Source organism: Peribacillus deserti, from assembly GCF_002863585.1.
Taxonomy (GTDB): domain Bacteria; phylum Bacillota; class Bacilli; order Bacillales; family DSM-1321; genus Paraperibacillus; species Paraperibacillus deserti_A.
Window position 1 is genome coordinate 68,294 of sequence record NZ_PGUY01000048.1, and the last position, 19,956, is coordinate 88,249.

Genomic DNA, 19,956 nt, shown 5'->3' on the forward strand with positions numbered 1-19,956 from the left:
CTTTATAAAAGGTTTCTTTCCTCAGGTCCAGCAGCTCCTTAAGTTGATAAGGGTGCTTTATTACCTGAATGAAGGACTTTTCTTGAGCTCTCAAGCTGAAAAAGGGTCTTCATTTCCTGAATGAAGGACTTTTATTAAGCTCTCAAGCTGAAAAAGGGTCTTCATTTCCTGAATGAAGGACTTTTCTTGAGCTCTCAAGCTGAAAAAGGGTCTTCATTTCCTGAATGAAGGACTTTTATTAAGCTCTCAAGCTAAAAAAAGGTCTTCATTACTTGAATGAAGGACTTTTCTTGAGCTCTCAAGTTGAAAAAGGGTCTTCATTACCTGAATGAAGGACTTTTCTTGAGCTCTCAAGCTGAAAAAGGGTCTTCATTACCCGAATGAAGGACTTTTCTTGAGCTCTCAAGCTGAAAAAGGGTCTTCATTATTGAATGAAGGACTTTTCTTAAGCTCTCATCGATCTTTACAGCCTCATTCCCCTTGCTTCCCAGCTTTTTAATACCTTCTTCAGAATATCGCTGACCCCATAGACTGTATCCACTATTTTCCAATCTCTCTGAGTTCATCTTTCGGGATAAAGGCTATCATTCTGCCGGAAAAGTACCGTAATAGGATGAGAGTCATTGCTTAAATGATAAGTGGGATGTTTACATACTTTTTTATCATTCTGTAGCCACTCCATCTTCCTGCCTTTTTCCCTCGGGCATCCGGAAAAAGACAGTTCTCCTTTTTAAAAGTTTAACCTTAACACTGGAATCAATGCGTTTTCCGGCGTTTAGCTGAAAGTGTTGGCAGCCTCACCTTTTTTCGGCTATCCTGTGGATTGCTTTGTAAGGGCACTATTTTTTTCCGCAGGATTCGCTCGAACCAACATAAAATCAACTATTTAACATAGTCAAAGATAAAAAAATATTTTAATGATTAGGTATAGACCTTTTCCTAAGATGGTATAATTAGAAGTTAGTTTATCTATTATATTTGAGAGGAGTGTCATGCGTTTTTATACAGCGCAGCGCACATGAATATTATTTGTACTACTTTAAATGCAAAATATATACACACGAGTCTTTCCATCCGCTACTTAAAAGCTTATGCGGCGCCCGAGTTCAAGGTTGATATTTGTGAGTATACAATCAAAGATCCTACTATTAATATCGTTTCTGATTTGTATAATAAAGATCCCGACATTATTGGCTTCAGTTGTTATATATGGAATATCGAAGAAACTATAAAGGTAATTTCTATTTTAAAGAAAATTAAACCGGAGCTTATCATCATTTTGGGCGGCCCTGAAGTAACGTATGACACAAATGAGTGGCTGGATAGGATTCCAGAAGCAGATTTTATTGTGATAGGAGAAGGGGAAGCTACGTTTAAAAAACTGCTTCAAGAACTGCATGGAAAGAAGGATTATTCTACAGTCCCCGGTATTGCCTATCGTGCTGCTGAAAAAAACAAGATTCAGCCGCAGGCATCCAAGCTGGATCTTCGGGAACTGCCATCCCCCTTCCGATTCGAGGAAGACGTGCCCCATTTAGCAAAAAGGGTTGTCTATGTAGAAACAAGCCGGGGCTGTCCGTTCAGCTGCCAGTTCTGCCTGTCTTCCATAGAAGTAGGAGTACGGTATTTTGACAGGGAAAAAATCAAGGATGATATCAGATATTTAATGAAAAACGGAGCAAAGACCATTAAGTTTGTTGACCGGACCTTTAATATCAGCCGGAGCTATGCGCTTGAAATGTTCCAGTTTTTAATCGATGAGCATCTGCCTGGAACGGTATTCCAATTTGAAATAACTGGCGATATTATGCGGCCGGAAGTTATTGAGTTCCTTAACCAAAACGCACCTAAAGGTTTGTTCAGGTTTGAGATTGGTGTTCAGTCCACCAATGATCCGACCAATGAATTGGTCATGAGAAAGCAGAATTGGGAAAAGCTGACCCGCACGGTCAACATGGTGAGAGATGGCAGGAAAATCGATCAGCACCTTGACTTAATTGCAGGGCTGCCGGAAGAGGATTATAACACGTTTAAAAAGACCTTTAATGATGTTTTTGCATTGAGACCTGAAGAATTGCAGCTTGGTTTCTTGAAAATGTTGAGAGGAACAGGACTAAGGCTAAGTGCAGAAAAGCACGGCTACATTTTCATGGATCAATCGCCGTACGAGATTCTCGGTAACAATATTCTAAGCTTCGATGATATCGTCCGGATAAAACAAGTGGAAGATGTGCTTGAAAAATACTGGAATGATCATCGGATGGATCATACCGTTGAATATCTAGTGTCACACGCTTTTCCTTCGCCTTTCGATTTCTTTCAAGAATTCGGGGAGTTCTGGGAAAGTAAAGGCTGGTCACGCATCGGTCACCAGCTGGAGGATTTGTTCAGGAGACTTGCTGAATTTCTACATTCCAAAGAAAATATAAATCATGATGTAATCGAAAGCCTTATGAAGTATGACTATTTAGCCAGCCACAAGTACAAGCCAAGAAAGCCTTGGTGGGAAACCAGCCTCTCAAAAGAAGACCGCTCTTCCATCTATAAGGCAATTGCTGACAATCCTAAACTGCTGGGTAATGACTTTGTTCAGTTATCACTAAGCGAGAAAGACCTTCATAAGCATACGATGATCGAAAGAGTTTCATTGGATCTCCATACCGGGATAGAATCCACAACCATATTAATTACGTATTTCCAGCCATCCGGTGAAGGAGCAAGACTTTTCACTCTATCCGAACAAGGTTTAGAGGAAAATGCAAGTTAATAAGAAACAGCCAACCCTCTTGATTTTTCAAGGGGGTTCTTTTAATCCAGCATAGGCCTCCAAAATTCTGACAACCAAGTTTATTCCTAAAAAGTGAAATCTGTAATTGACTTCCTAAATATCAAAGTTTTAAGAGAAAGCAAATTTTATTTATAGCGCCCCGCCCCTCCAGGTGACATTACCTAAACATACCGGAAAGGCTGTATTACGGTACATATATTATCAGAGTACCTTTGCTAAGCCACATTGTATAAAATTAGACCTAGGTCAACCCTTCTTGGAATCTGACGGCAAAAAAGAATAAATGAGTACCATAATAAAACATGCTGACACTTGCATCAGGAACAGGATATTCATAAAAAGGTTCATCTTCTTTTACCTCCTGTCAGTACTATTACAATCAAACTGCCGGCTTCCGGAATGGCTGCTCTCCCTTGCTTGAAATGTACCCATCTTTTAATAAGGATGGATTACTCTGCTGTAAAATCTTTTTACACTGTGCTGGCTCTCGATTCATAATACTTAAAGTTAGGCTGTTGTAGTAAACTTGGTTGTTATTGAACAAGGGGGCTGATTGGAACGTGAGGATGCTCGCTTTCCGCGGGGCGGGCGCTGAGCCTCCTCGGCTTCGCCTGTGGGGTCTCACCTGTCCTGCTGCTCCCGCACAGAAAAGCGGAAAGCGGTGCCTGCCCAACATATAAATATTAAAAGCTCAGTGTTAATCCCAATAGATATAAATTTGTAAACAAAGTGGCAGGCCGAGACCCGATAAAGAAGACTTGCTGACTGGCGAGCGAAAGCGAAGACAGAAGCTTAGTCGCAGCTTACCACGCTCGAACGCCACGTCCTGTGGCCACGCCTGGCTCGCACATCCTGTGCTTCGTGCTTTAGCCAAGCATAAGACGAGCCGGCTGTGGGGAGTGCTTTTCTCCCCATAGACGGATTGGCTTATGACTCGAGGGTCTCAGCTTGTAGCTGGATCATGGAGTCTCGCACCTTACGTTCCAATCAACCTGTTTAACATTGGGCAGGTCCACCAGTACTTATAAAAAAACAACAATCTTTTAGAGAAGAGCCTAAAGTTAAACCAATGTTATACAGAAAAGGCTGCCGGGACAAGCCCAAAAAGCCTTTCTGTATATCGCTAAATTACGCTGCAATCCTAGAAAATGCGTTTCAAATTCCTTTAATCATTCCGGTTTTCCCGTTTATCTTCACCCTTATCATGGGCGACTTGGAGTGTTTCATATAATTTTGAAGCATTCATGTCACCTGTCAGTTCCGTTCCGAACTCTTCCCTTATACCTGATAAGTCGGTTTTTTTTTGGTAACGGATATGCTTTTCCACTATGCTCTGCCCTTTCTGCCCTGTTTTGAATTTCGGTTTGCGCCCTTCATAGGATTCTCTCCATGGGCGTATTCGGTTGAAAACTCTGTTTCCTCAAGGTTTTTCTTTGGGGTTTTGCTCGTTTTAACTGCTGCATCGTATTCCGCTTTTCGTTTTGGCATTCAAATCCCTCCTTATCTTATGATGACTCGAAATGCCTCTTTGCTATTCTTGCTAAAATCTGGACGTAAGGTTGAAATATAATTTCATTAATTATATGTTTTTTTGTATAAAATCACTTCAAACTCAAGAATATTTTGTATAATTGAGTAAATGAATGCTTTAACGGAGGATGTTTATGCTGTCAACTGAAATCAAAAAAAGAATTACTTCTGTTGTAGGGCATGAGAATTTTGATGATTCAAAAGCGGGCTGCCTTGTCTATTCCTATGACGCCACTCCTCAATTCCAAGCCCTGCCTGATGCCGTAGTGAGTCCGAGGAATACCGCCGAAATAGCAGGCATTCTAAAAATCTGCTATGAATATAAAATCCCTGTTGTGCCAAGAGGTTCAGGAACCAATCTATGTGCAGGAACATGTCCGACGCAAGGCGGAATTGTCCTATTGTTTAAGCATATGAATCAAGTCCTGGAAATTGACGAGGAAAATCTTACGGCAACTGTACAGCCGGGTGTAATAACTCAGGACTTAATTCGTGCGGTAGAACAAAAAAGCCTCTTTTATCCCCCTGATCCCAGTTCCATGAAGATTTCAACCATCGGCGGAAATATCAATGAAAATTCCGGTGGTTTAAGAGGACTGAAATACGGTGTCACCCGGGATTATGTAATGGCACTCGAAATCGTTCTTCCAAATGGAGATATCATCCGTACTGGCGGGAAATTGGCTAAGGATGTTGCGGGCTATGATCTGACCAGGCTTTTTGTCGGATCTGAAGGCACCCTTGGAATCATTACCGAAGCTACTTTGAAATTAATACCAATGCCTGAAACAAAGAAAACCATGCTTGCTCTTTATCAAAATCTTGAAGCTGCTGCACAAACGGTATCAAACATTATTGCACATAAAATTATTCCTGCCACCCTTGAATTTCTGGATCAGCCCACATTGGAAGCAGTTGAGGAATTTGCGAGAGTCGGTCTTCCTACCAATGTAAAGGCTGTATTACTAATTGAGCAGGACGGCTCCCCGGAGCTGGTGGAGAAGCATATGCTAAAGATAGCAGAAATATGCAGACAGAACGAGGCTGTCTCAGTACAAACAGCTGGTAATGACTCTGAAGCCGAAGCGCTGATGACAGCCCGCCGAGCGGCCTTGTCCGCTCTCGCGCGGCTGAAACCAACAACCATCCTGGAAGATGCAACCGTTCCCCGGTCTGAGATTGCGAACATGGTAAAAGCGATTAATGAGATAGCGGATAAATACAAGGTAAAGATATGTACATTTGGCCACGCTGGGGATGGCAACCTCCACCCCACATGCCCGACAGATTCAAGAAATTCAGAGGAGATCGAACGGGTTGAACAAGCCTTTGCTGAGATTTTTGAAAAAGCCGTAGCACTTGGAGGAACCATAACCGGAGAGCATGGAGTCGGTGAAATGAAGGCACCATATCTGGAGTTAAAGCTTGGCTCCGCTGGGATTGAGGCCATGAAAGCAATCAAGCATTCCTTCGATCCTCATAACATTATGAACCCTGGAAAAATATTTGCTAAAGAATCCAGAAAACGTGTGGTGATATCAAATTGAGTGCAATCGATGAGAAACTGGCCATTCAGGCAGGATTTAGGGAAAGGCTGGACGAAAATGAACTGCTAAACTGTATGAGATGCGGCTTCTGCCTTCCCTCCTGCCCCACATATATTGCCTCCGGCTATGATGAGGCACAGTCTCCCCGGGGCCGGATAGCTTTGATGAAGGCGGTCAGAGACGGAATGATTGAATGGGATGCTGATGTTGACCGGTCCCTAAGCTTGTGCCTGGGCTGTAGAGCGTGTGAACCTGTATGCCCTGCCGGTGTAAGCTATGGACATCTTCTGGAAGATGCCCGCGATATTATCCAGCAGAACAAACGCACTTCATTGCCGGAACAAGCCGTTCGCAGAACGATCTTTCAAGGCTTATTCCCACATCAGGACCGAATGCGGTCAGCAGCCGGGCTATTGGGTTTTTATCAGAAATCCGGTCTGCAGACAATCGTTCGTAAAGTAGGATTTATGAAACTGTTTCCTGGCCATCTCGCCTCTATGGAAACGATTCTGCCGCCCGTCCCTTCCAAAAGGGACATGAACAACCGGCCTGAGTCTCTTCAGCCTATTGGGAAAAAGACCGCACGCGTCGGCTTCTTCAGTGGGTGCTTGATGGATACTTTGTTTCTTGAAACGAATAATTCTACACTAAAGTTACTGCAGCTAGCTGGATGTGAAATTGTTATTCCCAAGAATCAGTCCTGCTGCGGCGCTTTACATGGCCATAGCGGCGAAAAACAAGGATCAATAGACCTAGCAAAAAGAAATATTCAGGCTTTTGAAGATTTAGCCGTGGATTATATCATCACAAATGCTGGCGGATGCGGGGCCTACCTAATAGATTATAATCATTTATTATCCAACGAACCCCTGTGGGCGGAGCGTGCAAGACAGTTCTCTGATAAAATAAAAGATCTCTCAGAGATTTTGGTGGAATTGAATTTTCATCAAAGAACTGAATTCCAGCTCACTCCACAGATTGTGACATATCAGGATTCATGTCATTTGAAAAATGTAATGGATACAGCTCAGGCACCAAGACTTCTACTAAGCCATATAAGTGGAATTACTTATCGTGAAATGAAGGATGCGGGAAGCTGCTGCGGATCGGCAGGCATTTATAACATCGTAGAACCTGCCATGTCCATGAAAATATTGGACACTAAAATGAAACATACTAAAGCTTCTTCCGCAGATACAGTAGTCACGGCCAATCCCGGATGCCTTCTCCAGATGAAGCTTGGCATCGAAAGAGAAGGAATGTCTGAACGGGTCAGAGCTGTACATATTGCCGACCTGTTATTAGAGGCGATACAGTGGGACAATTGACTTAAATCACTTCCAGTTCTAAGTCTTTTTCCACTGATTTCATTCATCACCTAAATATTGTTTTAATGGTCTGCATCTAAAACATTTTCCTTTATAAACCTAGTATCTGAATCAAAATAAGAATCATACTCCGTATGTTGGGGTGCATGTCTGTCAATCAAATAAAAGGTAATTTCGCCAGCAGAATGGCAAGCTAAACTAAATAATTAGTCCACTCTTGTCAATACTATATGTACAGAGAGCTTTTCTCTGATGCTTTTTAATGGAGGTAAAACCATGCCAAGTAGAAACTCTTTGCTAGTACCTGGTGTTGAACAATTTTTAGACCAGTATAAATATGAAATCGCACAAGAATTTGGTGTACAGCTAGGTGCTGAAACCGTGTCACGTGGTAACGGATCTGTTGGTGGAGAAATCACAAAACGTCTTGTTGCACAGGCACAATCCCAGCTTCGCGGTGATCTGTAAAAAAACTGAATATACATGGACTTCCATATAAATGTCAGGTTTTTATTAAACTTGAGCGATTTTAGCTGTATATCTAAAAAACTCCCTGATGCTGCAGGCATAGGGAGTTTTTCTAAATTAATGATTTTTATTTTTAGAAGTCTTGCTTTCCTTTTGTTTTTTCACCACAGAATTACTGGGGTTCCCGCCAGCCTGTTTATTTCGTTTAACTTCCTTTTGCATTTGTTTTTTTTTAGCACTAGCGAGGGTTGGTGTTTCCCTCTTTCTGTTCGAATGCTGTATTTTCTTTTTGCTCTTCTTTTCAGCTGAATCATTTCGGCTGGAATCATTCTGACTTTTTTTAGGGCTGGCTTGTCCCTGCTTCTTGGCATCCTTTACAACCTTGCCTTTTGCTGGCCGCTGGGAACTTGCCGGATGTATAGGTTTCTTACCCTTCGAAGGAGTTAACGTACTTTTTGATACCGGTTTTTTGCTTTGTGTATCCCAGCCAGGCAGATTTGAATTTTTTTGTTTCGGTTTGTCAGGCAGCTGTTTATTCTGTTTTTTTACAGGTGCTGGTTTAATAAGCTTTTTAGATTCCACGTTTTTATCTTTTTGATCATGAGATTTAATGGTCTTTTTAGAATCTGATTTTTTGTATTTCTTTTCTTGAGCTTTTACATATTTCCCTGTTGAAATGCCCTTTTTAACAGCCTTTTCCCGGTCTGCCGGAGACGCTTTTACCATGGTGATCTGGGTGCCGGGGTTATGCTCTCTTATTTGCGCGGCATTCAATGCTTTATCCAGCTTGCTGTCCATTTCGCGCTTATTATCTTTCATGATCACGGTTGATACCACAATTTCCTTTTGTAATGCGAGGTACCCTGTTTTTTTGCTTTCATTTATAATTTTATTGGTTACCCGCCCCACACTTTCCTTTTTCCAATCCGTAATCTTTTTTAATATCCTGTTGCCCTCTTCATTCAGACCCTGAATATCTATAACTTGTAGCTTGTCGTTTAGTCCAAGCTCAAGGCTGGGATTGATATCAATGGTCATATAAGCTGAGGCTTTTTCTGAAAAAAACATTGGCAGTATGCTCAGAATAAGCAAAAAGGCAGCTGCAGCAGTAAGAAGTACTGAATTCCTGCCAAAAAATCCGGGCATTACTTTTTGCTTTTTCAATCCGTCCATGCTTTCAGCAGGAATAAAGGAAAGCTCTTCCCCGATAAAATATTCCTTCTGCTGCTTTTGGGCTTTTAAATATTGGCCATCAGGGGTTAACAATGTTATAAAGTCACTGCCGACATCTAAAATAATGCCCTTCATCATTCCTCCAGCACCCCTTTGATATAATCTTTCATAAACACATAATCTCCTGACAAAATGAGCGTTATTGAAATGATATATTTCCTGTTCCGTTCAAGTGTTTTTCTGCTGACCGAAACGATATCTTCAAGCTGCTTGATTGGCAGCCGCTTTTTCTCTTTTAGTAGAGCTGTTAATTCAGGATCAGAAGCGATTTGTTCCGCAATGGCGATGGCGGATTTTCTAGCATCTGTGTGCTTAGGGCTCACTGAAGCTAAATCAGCAAAATCGACATCATACTCATTTAATTCTTCACGGAATCGAATAATTTCATCTCTTCTTTTTTCAGCCTCTTGCTTAAGATGATATTCGTTCAAAGATTTTTCCGTCTCCAGATAATGCTCTCGTTCCTCTTTTTCATCGTTACTGGAAAGATCAACAACCAGGTGCCGCTCTTTAGACTGACTCCTTAGATAGTCTATGATTCTCCTCTTGATCAATGTGTCTGCAAATGCAAGCAGGGAACGTCCTTTTTCCGGGCTGTATTTTTCAATTGCTTCATTGAATGCTATAAGACCAATGCTAAATTCATCATCAGATTGGTTAATGTACCGTTTGCATACAGACGAAACTGTTTTAGCAATAAACGGCTTAAAGCTCTCGATTAACTCATTGCGCAGGGACTGGTCTCCCTCTTGAATTCTAGAAATAGTCTCGTCTAAAGAACGCTTTCTCTTAAATGCTGTAAATAATAAACTTAGCATCAGTCTCACACCCCCATCCTACACCGAACATTATATCATAGAGTACAATATTACATTCTAAGGATAGGCAGAATGAAAAGATAGTCCTTTTAGGACTATCTTTTCGAAACAATCAGTAAGAGTCTATTACTTTTGTTTTCCCTGGCCCTTGTTTTCTTTTATGTGTTTAGGAGCTGTTTGTTTGACTGCCTTCTGTTTCTGCTTTAATTCTTGTTTCAATTGTTTGTATTCTTGTCTGGCAGCTTTTTGTTTTGCTTTGAACTCTGCTTTTACTGCTTTGGCTTCAACTTTTACTTGCTGCTTAGCCGTATTAACGTTTGATTTGGCTTTTACCGGTGCAGCAGGCTTAGCTGTTTTTGTTGGTTTTACAGGTTTAGAAGGTTTAATAGCCAACTTTTCTTTATCTACTGTTTGGACTTGGGGAACTGGTGCAGCTGGTGTAGTTTTCTCTGACTGTGTAACAGGCTCCATCGCTGTTCCTGCCGTTTTCGCAGCCGCCACATCCTGCTGGCCTTCTGTTTCCTTCTTTTCAGTCTTTTTGTTCACTGCTTCCAGCTTCTTTAATTTTTCCGCCAAGCGGTCATATGTTTTATCGATATTTTTCTGAAGTGCTGCCTTAGCAGTTGGATTTTCAACTTTGTCCAAGGCTGCTTTTAACGCAATAATATTTTGGGGAAGCGTTTCGGATTCTTTGTAAGAGCCCGTTGTTTGATCAACTTTTGTTTCCATTTTTTCCGCATCCGCAGTGCCTGCTTTATTCTCAGTCTTTTCTTCGGGTTTAACTTGAACTGCATCCTTTTCTTTATCTATAAGTTCGTCCGAGTTTTCCATATCCTCAATAGCTTTTTTTATCGTTTTAATTGCTTTTGCCTGCTCTCCTTCTGCAAATAATGCTTCTGCCTCTGCCAGTCTTTTAGCCGCATATCGTGATAAAAGTTCTGCTTCTTTTTCATTATTTACGGTTAATGCCAGCTTGATTTTCTCTAATGCTATTTTTGTGAAGTAGAAAAAATCTCCTGGAAGTAAACCAGTCTCTTCGTCCTTTTGTTGAACATTTTCAGTTTCAGCCACATGATTTGCATTGATTTTCTGCAAATCTACCGTTTCGAATTCTCTCGATTGCCCATTCTTCTCATCCGCATGAACAAGAGTTCCTGATAACCCTATTGAACTAGTTAGGACAAGCGCTAATGCTGCTTTGGCCAGCTTTTGTGTATTCCTTACATTTTTAGCTGATTTTTTCTGCAATCTCAAACACCCCATAATTTTTCTATGTATTTTGAACGTTCACAAAATCAATTCGGAGCTTTTTGTTTATTTAAGGGGGTTACTGCAAAAAAAATTCCTGCTCTTTTTTTCTGGCTGTTTTCGTAAACTTTCTTGTTATTGAACCAGGGGAGTTGATTGGAACGTGAGGATGCTTGCTTTCCGCGGGGCGGTCGGTGAGCCTCGGCTTCGCCTGTAGGGTCTCACCTGTCCCGCTGCTCCCGCAGGAGTCTCGCACCTTACGTTCCAATCAACCTGTTTAACAATAGGATTGGTTCACCGAACCATTAAAAAACAACAATCTTTTAGAAAAGAGCCTTTTTTATTTAGGATGTTTTTAGATTTGTACAAAAAAATAGGTTCCTCTCCATCCTTGAAGAGAAACCTACTTACCAGTCTAAAGTTTTTTCCAGCAAAGTATCTATATCTATCGTATATACATTCAAGTCTTTTGTCTCAAGATCTGCATTTGTTGCTTCCAGCAGCTGATCTATATCAATCATGTGCAATTTATCGCACCTCCTGGTATCTTTCTTTAAAATAGTATTCGAACAGAATGATTACTTTTTGGGGGTGCTGAAATAAAAATTCCATTTTTGCACCTTCTTTCTTGATTGTCCATCTCATTACAAGTAATTACTTTACAAAAAAACTATCAATATATATTATTCAACTATAAAATATTAATAGACAGGAAAGTTATTTGTTTGATAATATTTCGTTGTAAGCGTTTACTTTATTTATTTCAAAATAATTTCTTATGAAAAAAAGAAGAAACAGCGAGAGGAGAAAGTTATGAGCAATAACAACAATGGATTACAGAGGGGTCTGGAGGAAAGGCATATTGCCTTAATGTCACTGGGCGCAGCCATAGGGGTGGGATTATTCCTGGGTTCGGCTTCTGCAATTGAGCTTGCGGGTCCCGGGATCTTATTTGCCTATGCTATAGGCGGTTTGATCATTTTCTTCATAATGAGAGCGCTTGGAGAAATGGCTATCAAAAATCCGGTTGCTGGTTCTTTCAGCCGGTATGCGAATAATTATATAGGCCCGCTTGCAGGGTATATTACAGGCTGGAATTATTGGTTTTTATGGGTTGTCACATGTATGGCCGAAATTACAGCAGTAGGAATATATATGGAATTCTGGTTCCCAGGCACTCCACGGTGGATCTGGGCATTGGCAGCATTAGTAATCATGACTGCAGTAAATTTCCTGGCTGTAAAGGCTTATGGAGAATTGGAATTTTGGTTTGCACTCATTAAAATCGTAACCATCGTACTAATGATTATTGTCGGGGCCGGCATGATTATCTTCGGATTAGGAAACGGCGGTGTGGCGACAGGATTGAGCAATCTTACTGCACATGGCGGATTCTTTCCAAACGGAGTTTCTGGGGTGCTGATGTCCCTGCAGATGGTCATGTTCGCCTATTTGGGTGTAGAAATGATTGGTGTAACAGCCGGTGAAGTAAAGAATCCTAAAAAATCACTTTCACGTGCCATTGATTCTGTATTCTGGAGAATATTGATATTCTACGTTGGATCGTTAACAGTGATCATGTCGATTTACCCATGGGATAAAATCGGTGAACAAGGCAGCCCATTTGTGCTGACATTTGAAAAAATCGGGATACCCGGAGCTGCGGGCATTATCAACTTTGTTGTACTGACAGCTGCTCTTTCATCGTGCAATAGCGGAATATTCAGTACGGGGCGCATGCTGTTTAATCTTGCCCAGCAAGGCGAAGCCCCTAAAAGCTATGGGGGCGTCAATAAAAACGGTGTTCCCAAGACAGCCGTTCTTGTTTCCGCGGGAGCGCTGCTGATCGGTGTCTGCTTAAACTATTTGGTGCCTGAACAGGTATTTACATGGGTCACCAGCATCGCTACATTTGGTGCTATATGGACCTGGGGAACCATTCTCATTTCGCAGATGAAATTCCGAAAAACACTAAGTCCAGAGGAACTTAGCAAGATTGAATATAGAATGCCATTATATCCTTTCAGTACATATATTTCGCTTGCTTTTCTGATTGTCGTAATCGGATTGATGGCTTACTTCCCAGATACACGTGTTGCTTTGATCGTAGGGCCGATCTGGATTATACTCCTGGTATGCTTCTTCTATGGAAAAGGCCTTCACCAAAGGAAAGAATCCTCATCAAGATTGACCGAAGTCAGAACGGACCAATAAAAACAAGCTGCCTGTATATCTGCAGGCAGCTTGTTTTTTTATGCTCTTTTCTATAAGATTGTTGTTTTTTAATAAGTTCTGTGAACAAACCCTATTGTTAAACAGGTTGATTGGAACGTAAGGTGCGAGACTCCTTGATCCAGCTGCAAGCTGAGACCCTCGAGTCATAAGCCAATCCGTCTATGGGGAGAAAAGCACCCCCCACAGCCGGCTCGTCTTATGCTTGTCGGGTCTCTGCCTGCCTCTTTGTTTGCAACTTTATATCTATTGGGATTAACACTGATTTTTTAATATTTATATGTTGGGCAGGCACCGCTTTCCGCTTTTCTGTGCGGGAGCAGCGGGACAGGTGAGACCCCACAGGCGAAGCCGAGGAGGCTCAGCGCCCGCCCCTAAGGTCCGCGAGCATCCTGAAGTGGAAATCACTTCCTTACCCAATAACAACAAAGTTTGGGAAAACAGCCTTTTTTTATAATGAAATCTGTACTCTAACAATACCTTTTACGTTTCACTTTTTTGTAGAATCTATAGCCTTTCCGGATTGAATCAACGATAACAAACGGAAAAGGGGGGTGCAATTTTAAGATTAATGGTTTATAAATGCGATAATATGCCTTTTTTAGATCATCCCACTTGCTGCAATATCCAGTTTTATAGAAATCAGAAATATCAACAATATATCCTCTTCCGCCGCTCATCGCTACATTTTTCCCATGGACATCGTATGGGTTAAGCCCTTTTGCTTTGGCATCCCTAAGAGCCCTGTCAATATCCTTGATCACTGTAACAGGGATTGGGACTCCTTGTATAAGAGCATTAAATAAAGTAATTCCTTCTATCCTTTTAAGGATCAGATAGTTTTTTCCATATCCATATAAAAATGAATAAGAAGGATGGTGGCCAAGCTTTTGGTAAACCTGTATTTCCTTCTTCAATTCTTCATGATTTCTTCCATACACTTTGACAACCCATTCCGGCTTAGAATGATGTACAAATACTGCGGCATAATTACCGTTTCCGAGAAGTTTCCAGGAAGTACTGTCATTACGGACGATGATGGGATCAAACGGGCTGTCCGCTATAAGGTCTATATTGGGAAGCAGACTTCCTTCGACCAATTCTTTAAATTCTTCTATTTGCATAAATTCCCCTTCTTGAAACAGATACCCACTCATAAGGGCAGCTGTAAAAAAACTGTGGTTAAACACCTTCAATTCAAGTTATCATACCATATTTATCAACAGCAGTATTAGGAAAAAAACCGGCAGGAATTCGTCTTCTAAGTCGTCACTGAGGCATCTGCTCTGCCCTATCAGAATATTTTACATTTCAAGAATTTGTGTATACAAAAAGAAGGCCCCATTTCAGAGCCTTCTCCTTCACTGCTAATGATTTTCTGCCTCTTTTGCCTGGTCACCCTCTTTTTTGGAAAACAAGAAACCTACGACTATAATTCCAATCAACACTCCCCAGAATGTAAACTTCCATGGAGCTGATTCAGGAAAATGGTGATCAAGAATGCCAATTTTCGGATGCGCCAGTGTAAATACAGCAAGCTTCACCCCAACCCATCCAACAATGATAAAGGCAGCCGTCTCCAGTGATGGCCTTGTTTGCAGCAGCTTTACAAAATAATTAGCTGCAAATCTCATAATGACTAGACCGATCACACCTCCTAAAAACATAACGGTGAACTGCCCGCCGTCCACTCCGCCGATTGAGAACCATCCCGTTTTTGGCAGGGTCACCGCAAGTGCGACCGCTGCAAGCATAGAATCTATAGCAAATGCTATATCGGCTAATTCCACTTTTAAGACAGTCATCCAAAACGATGTTTTCTTTTCTTTTGGTTTATGGGCTACCTGTTCTACGCCCGCAAATTTCTTATACAAATGACTAAACGCTATAAATAATAGATAAAGAGCTCCTATTGCCTGCACCTGCCATACGTCTGCTAGAACCGAAATCAAGAATAAACTTGCAAATCTGAAAACAAATGCTCCCAACAGGCCATAAAACAACGCCTTTTTCTGCTGTTCCTTAGGAAGATGTTTTACCATGACAGCCATTACCACTGCATTATCTGCCGCCAGAATTCCTTCCAAACCAATTAGTACTAATAATACCCAGCCATACTCCAGTAATACAGATGCTTCCATATTCCTACCTCCAATAGTATTATTTTGCCTCTGCCTTGACACTAGCTTCGGTCCAAAATATGGAAACATATAAAAAGACCTCTGCCAGTGGCAAAGGTCTTGCTAAACATACATTCATGTCAACAAAGCCGGTGGAAAAAATCCACGAAATGACGACTTTGTTTTAGGTGTTACCCTAACGCTACTCCCCTTTGAGAAGTTAACATATTCTTTTAGTTGCTTTCATTATATCATAAAACAGAATTTTCGCAAACATTTAACCGAACCGAAATTTAATATTTGCTGTTTTACCTAGGTTTTGAATACCCCCCCATACATCGGTTCCAGCCTGCAGAGCAGGATCAGTTTTTCCTCCTGATCCTTTAATCCAGCAAGTGCCTGGCTGTAACCAAATCGGCCATTCCAGTTGAAGTGATTTGGAACCCTTCCACTCTCTGGAATTTTTACAGAGGTTTTTTGGAAAAAAAGCTTTGACCGCTGCCATTGTCCGCCGATAATTAAGATTCCGATTCAAGCAGGCAGCTGTCATATGGAATGAAACTAGTTACAGTATATGGCTCAGCTTCCGTTATGTGATATGTTTTATTCATTCCTTTTGCACTAAGGCTTAAAAACACCCTAGCACTCCGCGCAGCACGCTGTCCGCTATTTATTTACTCATCAGCACCTTACCTGGTATGGCTGGCTCTGGCTTTCTAAACGAAATTCCTATTCCAGAGAACCCGCTCAAGATGGAAAGCAGCGGACACAGCAGGCAGAAGAAGGCAAACGGAGCATAGTCCATGGTGGACACACCCAGCACCTGTGTTAAAAACACTCCGGACACCCCCCATGGAATAAGCGGGTTTACAACCGTGCCGCCGTCTTCCAATGCCCGAGCCAATGTTTTTTTAGTCAAGCCTGTCTTCTCATAGCTGGACTGGAACGTTTTCCCGGGCAGCAGGATGGATAAGTATTGCTCCCCAATCAGAACATTAACACCAATGCTTGTAAAGACTGTTGCCATTATGAGCCGGCCAGCGCCAATAAGCTTTTCGGCTGCTTTTTCCAATAAGGAAGGTATAATCCCTAACTTAAATAATAAACCGCCCATTCCAAGCGCCAAGAGGACCAATGAGATGGAAAACATCATACTCTCAATGCCGCCGCGTGACAGGATGGAATCAAGCTCCTTTATTCCACTTTCCAGCTTGAAGCCCGAATATAAAACCTGTCCTGCTGATCCTAGAGTTACAGAAGAGTCAACACTGAAAGCGATGATTAAGCTTGAAACTATACCCGCTGAAAGAGTTGGCACAGCTGGCTCTTTTTTGAGAGCCATTAAAGCTACAACAAAAAAAGGAATCAAGCTGAAAAAGCTGATGTTCGTCTCCTTTTGCAGGGAGCTTAGAAAGGTTTCTATTTCATTTACCCCGCCAGCATTCATCTTCGGGGACAGCCAATAGTAAACTCCGAATGAAATGATGAATCCCGGGACTGTAGTCCAAAGCATATTCCGTACGTGTTCAAACAAATTTACCCCAACAGTTTCTGATGCAAGGTTACACGTATCAGAAAGAGGCGACATTTTATCCCCGAGATAGGCCCCTGATACGATAGCACCTGCTGTGATGGCAATGGAAAGATCCATTGCACCTGCCATCCCGATGAATGCTACACCTATAGTTGCCGAGGTCGTGAAGGAGCTCCCAATGCAAAGCCCCACCAAGGAGGCAATCAAGAACGCAATGGCATAAAATGCAGAGCCGTTTAAGAACTTAAAACCAAAGTACATAATAGTGGGTATCGTTCCACTCAGCATCCAGCTGCTGATGAGAATACCGATAAATATGAAAATATAAATGGCGCCGATAGCAGAGAAAGCCCCTTGAGCCATCGCTTTTTCCAATTCACTAAATCGGATGCCTTTGAGCTTTCCGTATAAGAGTAAAACTATTACAGCTGCAATAATCGGCAAATGAGGAGTCATTTTTAAACCAATTATCCCAAAACTGATAACAGCTAAAATAATGATTAAAATGAGACACGCTTCCTTGAATGAAAGCTTTAATATAGACTGTTCTGCCAGCATGGTAATCTCCCTTTCTCGTGCAGTCATAAATTTTTAGGCGAAATAAAAAAGCCCATCGTCTGCATATAGGGACGAAGAAGCTCCGCGGTACCACCCTATTTGATAAACAACTGTTTACCCACTTTAAAGTCTCCGTTTTCCCTGCAGATGTACTTCATTGAAATTGCTGCCCGAATTTTCAGCATCCATTCGGTCTCTGCCTGCTGCCCGCAATTTCACTACTAGCTTGCTGCTAACGGAATTATACCAACACACTTAAACGCTTTTAAGCGTTAAAGCATAAATATAAATTAATACAGTTTGCGAATTTTGTCAATGAATTTTTATTTTCGCTGACATTCGCAGTCAATGGCTTGGCAGTATTTGATATTACTATTTCGAAGAAGCCCGATTCCGTGCTTAATTAAAGCACCCTTATAAGTAAAGCCAAAAAAGAGCAGAGACCGGCCAGGTCTCTGCTCCTTTTCAATTATCACTTCATATCCATAGGATTATACAATATAATATCCGGGTTCTTATCTGTAAACCATCTTAGTGCAAATTCATTTTCAAATAAGAAAACATATTTGTCAAAGCGGTCTTTTACGAGCAGGCTTCTGGAATTAGACAGGTTTTCGTCAACTTTATCGTCTTCAACCCAGCGGACCACTTTTGTCCCAACACGCTCCATCAGTACATCCACATTATATTCATTCTTCATGCGGTGTTCAAATACTTCAAATTGAAGCTGGCCTACGGCGCCAAGCAGATATTCTTCCATACGGACGGTTTTAAACAGCTGGATGGCACCTTCCTGAACCAGCTGCTGAATACCTTTGTGGAAGTGCTTCTGCTTCATCACGTTCTTCGCAGTTACCCTTACAAACATTTCAGGAGTAAATTGAGGCAGTCTTTCAAATTGGAACATATCTTTACTTGTAGTTATGGTATCTCCAATTTGATAGTTGCCTGTGTCGTAAAGGCCGATGATGTCTCCGCTGACAGCTTCGTTTACCGTATTCCGGTCATCTGCAAGGAACTGAGTGGACTGTGACAGATTAATCTGCTTTCCTGTCCGGCTCTGGAATACAGTCATTCCCCGCTCAAACTGGCCGGAACATATACGAAGAAACGCAATTCTGTCACGGTGCTTAGGATTCATGTTCGCCTGGATTTTAAAGATGAAGCCTGAGAAATCTTCACTAACAGGATTGATTTCTCCAGACGTTGAATTCCTAGGCTGAGGCTCCGGTGCAAATTTTAGGTACGTATCAAGGAATGTCTGTACACCAAAAGCAGTTAGAGCACTGCCAAAGAAAACTGGAGTCAGTGTTCCATTTGCGATCCGTTCCTCAGAAAATTCATTTCCTGCCTCGGAAAGAAGCATGATTTCCTCTAGTGTCTGCTCATATAATTGAGAATCCGCCAGCTCATGGCCTGCTTCAAGCTCTCCATCCTCATTTAATGGAATGTACGGATTATCAGATTCATCCTTGAAGAGCTCAACCCGGTTGAAGTACCGATCATAGATCCCCATGAAATCTTTACCCATACCAATCGGCCAGTTCATAGGATATGATTCAATGCCAAGAACTTCCTCAAGCTCGGCAAGCAGATCCAAAGGTGGCTTACCCTGTCTATCCATTTTATTAATAAACGTAAAAATAGGAATACCGCGCATGCGGCAGACTTTAAACAGTTTAATGGTCTGATCCTCGATACCTTTAGCAGAATCGACAATCATCACTGCACTATCCACAGCTGTTAGTGTACGATAGGTGTCTTCACTGAAATCCTGGTGACCAGGAGTATCTAATATATTTACGCGGAATCCTTCGTAATCAAACTGCATAACACTGGAGGTTACGGAGATCCCACGCTGCTTTTCTATTTCCATCCAGTCACTTGTAGCATATTTTCCCGTTTTACGCGCCTTGACGGTACCCGCATCCCGAATGGCTCCTCCAAAAAGCAGAAGCTTTTCAGTGAGCGTCGTTTTACCGGCATCTGGGTGGGAAATAATTGCAAACGTTCTTCTGGATTGTACTTCATCCTTAACAGAAGTTTTCATTATTTCTTTCCTTCCTATATATATACTTCGAAATCCTCATCATATAACTATACCATATTCCACTTCCTTTTTCTATGGGCATAAATTGGAGACGGAATTTTCTCAGCAATAAAAAAGCAGTAAACTAAAGTCTACTGCTCAGCTTATGCAAGAAATAAGTCTATCTTTACACAGGTTCCTCAGGAACGAGAAGTACGTTACATTTTAAATGGAAGGTTTTCAATTCTTTTAATTTGGCTCTTATCTAAAAGATTGTTGTTTTTTTAAGTTTTTTACGGCACCCTATTGTTCAGTCAGGTCGATTGGAGCGTAAGGTGCGAGACTCCTGCGGGAGCAGCGGGTATTGTCCAGCTCCGGACTGACACCTTCGGTCATAAGCCAATCGCCATTAAAAGGCAAAATCGGCCTTTTAATGCCGCTCGTCTTATGCCGTTCAGGCGTCTGCTTTTCTTTTAGTGTTTTGCCTCTAATTAAAAAAGATCATCATTCAGCTTTTGGATGG

14 protein-coding genes and 1 riboswitch are annotated in these 19,956 nt (G+C 41.6%); of the genes, 5 read left to right on the forward strand and 9 right to left on the reverse strand.

Annotated features, from left to right (window positions below; translation table 11 throughout):
* The first annotated feature begins 1,018 nt into the window (after positions 1 to 1,018).
* A complete protein-coding gene (locus CUU66_RS15915; protein ID WP_101643904.1) occupies positions 1,019 to 2,767 on the forward strand; it encodes a B12-binding domain-containing radical SAM protein in 1,749 nt (582 codons plus the stop codon).
* A 1,186-nt stretch (positions 2,768 to 3,953) separates the two neighbouring features.
* Here the strand turns inward: CUU66_RS15915 and CUU66_RS24275 are convergent.
* Both CUU66_RS24275 and CUU66_RS24280 read right to left on the reverse strand, forming a co-directional pair.
* Positions 3,954 to 4,115, reverse strand: a complete 162-nt coding sequence (locus CUU66_RS24275; RefSeq protein WP_180955309.1) for a hypothetical protein — start codon at positions 4,113 to 4,115, stop codon at positions 3,954 to 3,956.
* Entirely contained in the window at positions 4,115 to 4,276 is a 162-nt protein-coding gene (locus CUU66_RS24280) for a hypothetical protein (RefSeq protein ID WP_180955310.1), read from the reverse strand. The genes CUU66_RS24275 and CUU66_RS24280 overlap by 1 nt, the downstream gene beginning before the upstream one ends.
* Before the next feature lie 176 nt (positions 4,277 to 4,452).
* On the opposite strand from CUU66_RS24280, the gene glcD reads away from it, so the two are divergent.
* The 3 genes from glcD to CUU66_RS15930 all read left to right on the forward strand — a co-directional run bounded on the left by glcD (position 4,453) and on the right by CUU66_RS15930 (position 7,661).
* The gene (gene glcD / locus CUU66_RS15920; RefSeq protein ID WP_101643906.1) at positions 4,453 to 5,865 is read left to right on the forward strand and encodes a glycolate oxidase subunit GlcD; all 1,413 of its coding nucleotides are present in this window, start codon (positions 4,453 to 4,455) and stop codon (positions 5,863 to 5,865) included.
* 5 nt (positions 5,866 to 5,870) lie between these two features.
* Complete coding sequence (locus CUU66_RS15925) at positions 5,871 to 7,193, forward strand: (Fe-S)-binding protein (RefSeq protein WP_374703006.1); 1,323 nt, start codon at positions 5,871 to 5,873, stop codon at positions 7,191 to 7,193.
* Between the two features lie 276 nt (positions 7,194 to 7,469).
* Positions 7,470 to 7,661 (forward strand): alpha/beta-type small acid-soluble spore protein, encoded by a 192-nt coding sequence (locus CUU66_RS15930; protein WP_101643910.1) that lies wholly within the window; start codon positions 7,470 to 7,472, stop codon positions 7,659 to 7,661.
* 117 nt (positions 7,662 to 7,778) lie between these two features.
* Here CUU66_RS15930 and CUU66_RS15935 read toward each other — a convergent pair whose 3' ends face one another.
* The 3 genes from CUU66_RS15935 to CUU66_RS15945 form a co-directional block, all read right to left on the reverse strand.
* A complete protein-coding gene (locus CUU66_RS15935) occupies positions 7,779 to 8,972 on the reverse strand; it encodes an anti-sigma-I factor RsgI family protein (RefSeq protein WP_101643912.1) in 1,194 nt (397 codons plus the stop codon).
* Positions 8,969 to 9,721 carry an RNA polymerase sigma factor SigI gene (sigI, locus tag CUU66_RS15940; protein ID WP_257968019.1) on the reverse strand — a complete coding sequence of 251 codons (753 nt, stop codon included), beginning with the start codon at positions 9,719 to 9,721 and terminating at the stop codon, positions 8,969 to 8,971. Before sigI ends, CUU66_RS15935 begins: the two co-directional genes overlap by 4 nt.
* Positions 9,722 to 9,838: 117 nt before the next feature.
* Complete coding sequence (locus tag CUU66_RS15945; protein WP_101643916.1) at positions 9,839 to 10,960, reverse strand: DUF5667 domain-containing protein; 1,122 nt, start codon at positions 10,958 to 10,960, stop codon at positions 9,839 to 9,841.
* 813 nt (positions 10,961 to 11,773) lie between these two features.
* Between CUU66_RS15945 and CUU66_RS15955 the strand changes: the two genes are divergently transcribed.
* Positions 11,774 to 13,174 carry an amino acid permease gene (locus CUU66_RS15955; protein WP_101643920.1) on the forward strand — a complete coding sequence of 467 codons (1,401 nt, stop codon included), beginning with the start codon at positions 11,774 to 11,776 and terminating at the stop codon, positions 13,172 to 13,174.
* A gap of 488 nt (positions 13,175 to 13,662) precedes the next feature.
* Here the strand turns inward: CUU66_RS15955 and CUU66_RS15960 are convergent, their stop codons facing one another.
* From CUU66_RS15960 to CUU66_RS15980, 4 genes are all read right to left on the reverse strand, one after another.
* A complete protein-coding gene (locus CUU66_RS15960) occupies positions 13,663 to 14,316 on the reverse strand; it encodes a serine/threonine protein kinase (protein ID WP_101643922.1) in 654 nt (217 codons plus the stop codon).
* Between the two features lie 243 nt (positions 14,317 to 14,559).
* Positions 14,560 to 15,333 (reverse strand): TerC family protein, encoded by a 774-nt coding sequence (locus CUU66_RS15965; RefSeq protein ID WP_101643923.1) that lies wholly within the window; start codon positions 15,331 to 15,333, stop codon positions 14,560 to 14,562.
* 104 nt (positions 15,334 to 15,437) lie between these two features.
* Positions 15,438 to 15,535, reverse strand: a riboswitch (yybP-ykoY riboswitch).
* A gap of 447 nt (positions 15,536 to 15,982) precedes the next feature.
* On the reverse strand, positions 15,983 to 17,404 hold the full coding sequence (gene nhaC / locus CUU66_RS15975) for a Na+/H+ antiporter NhaC (protein WP_101643928.1): 1,422 nt from the start codon (positions 17,402 to 17,404) through the stop codon (positions 15,983 to 15,985).
* A 472-nt stretch (positions 17,405 to 17,876) separates the two neighbouring features.
* Entirely contained in the window at positions 17,877 to 19,454 is a 1,578-nt protein-coding gene (locus tag CUU66_RS15980) for a peptide chain release factor 3 (RefSeq protein ID WP_101643930.1), read from the reverse strand.
* Positions 19,455 to 19,956 lie beyond the last annotated feature (502 nt).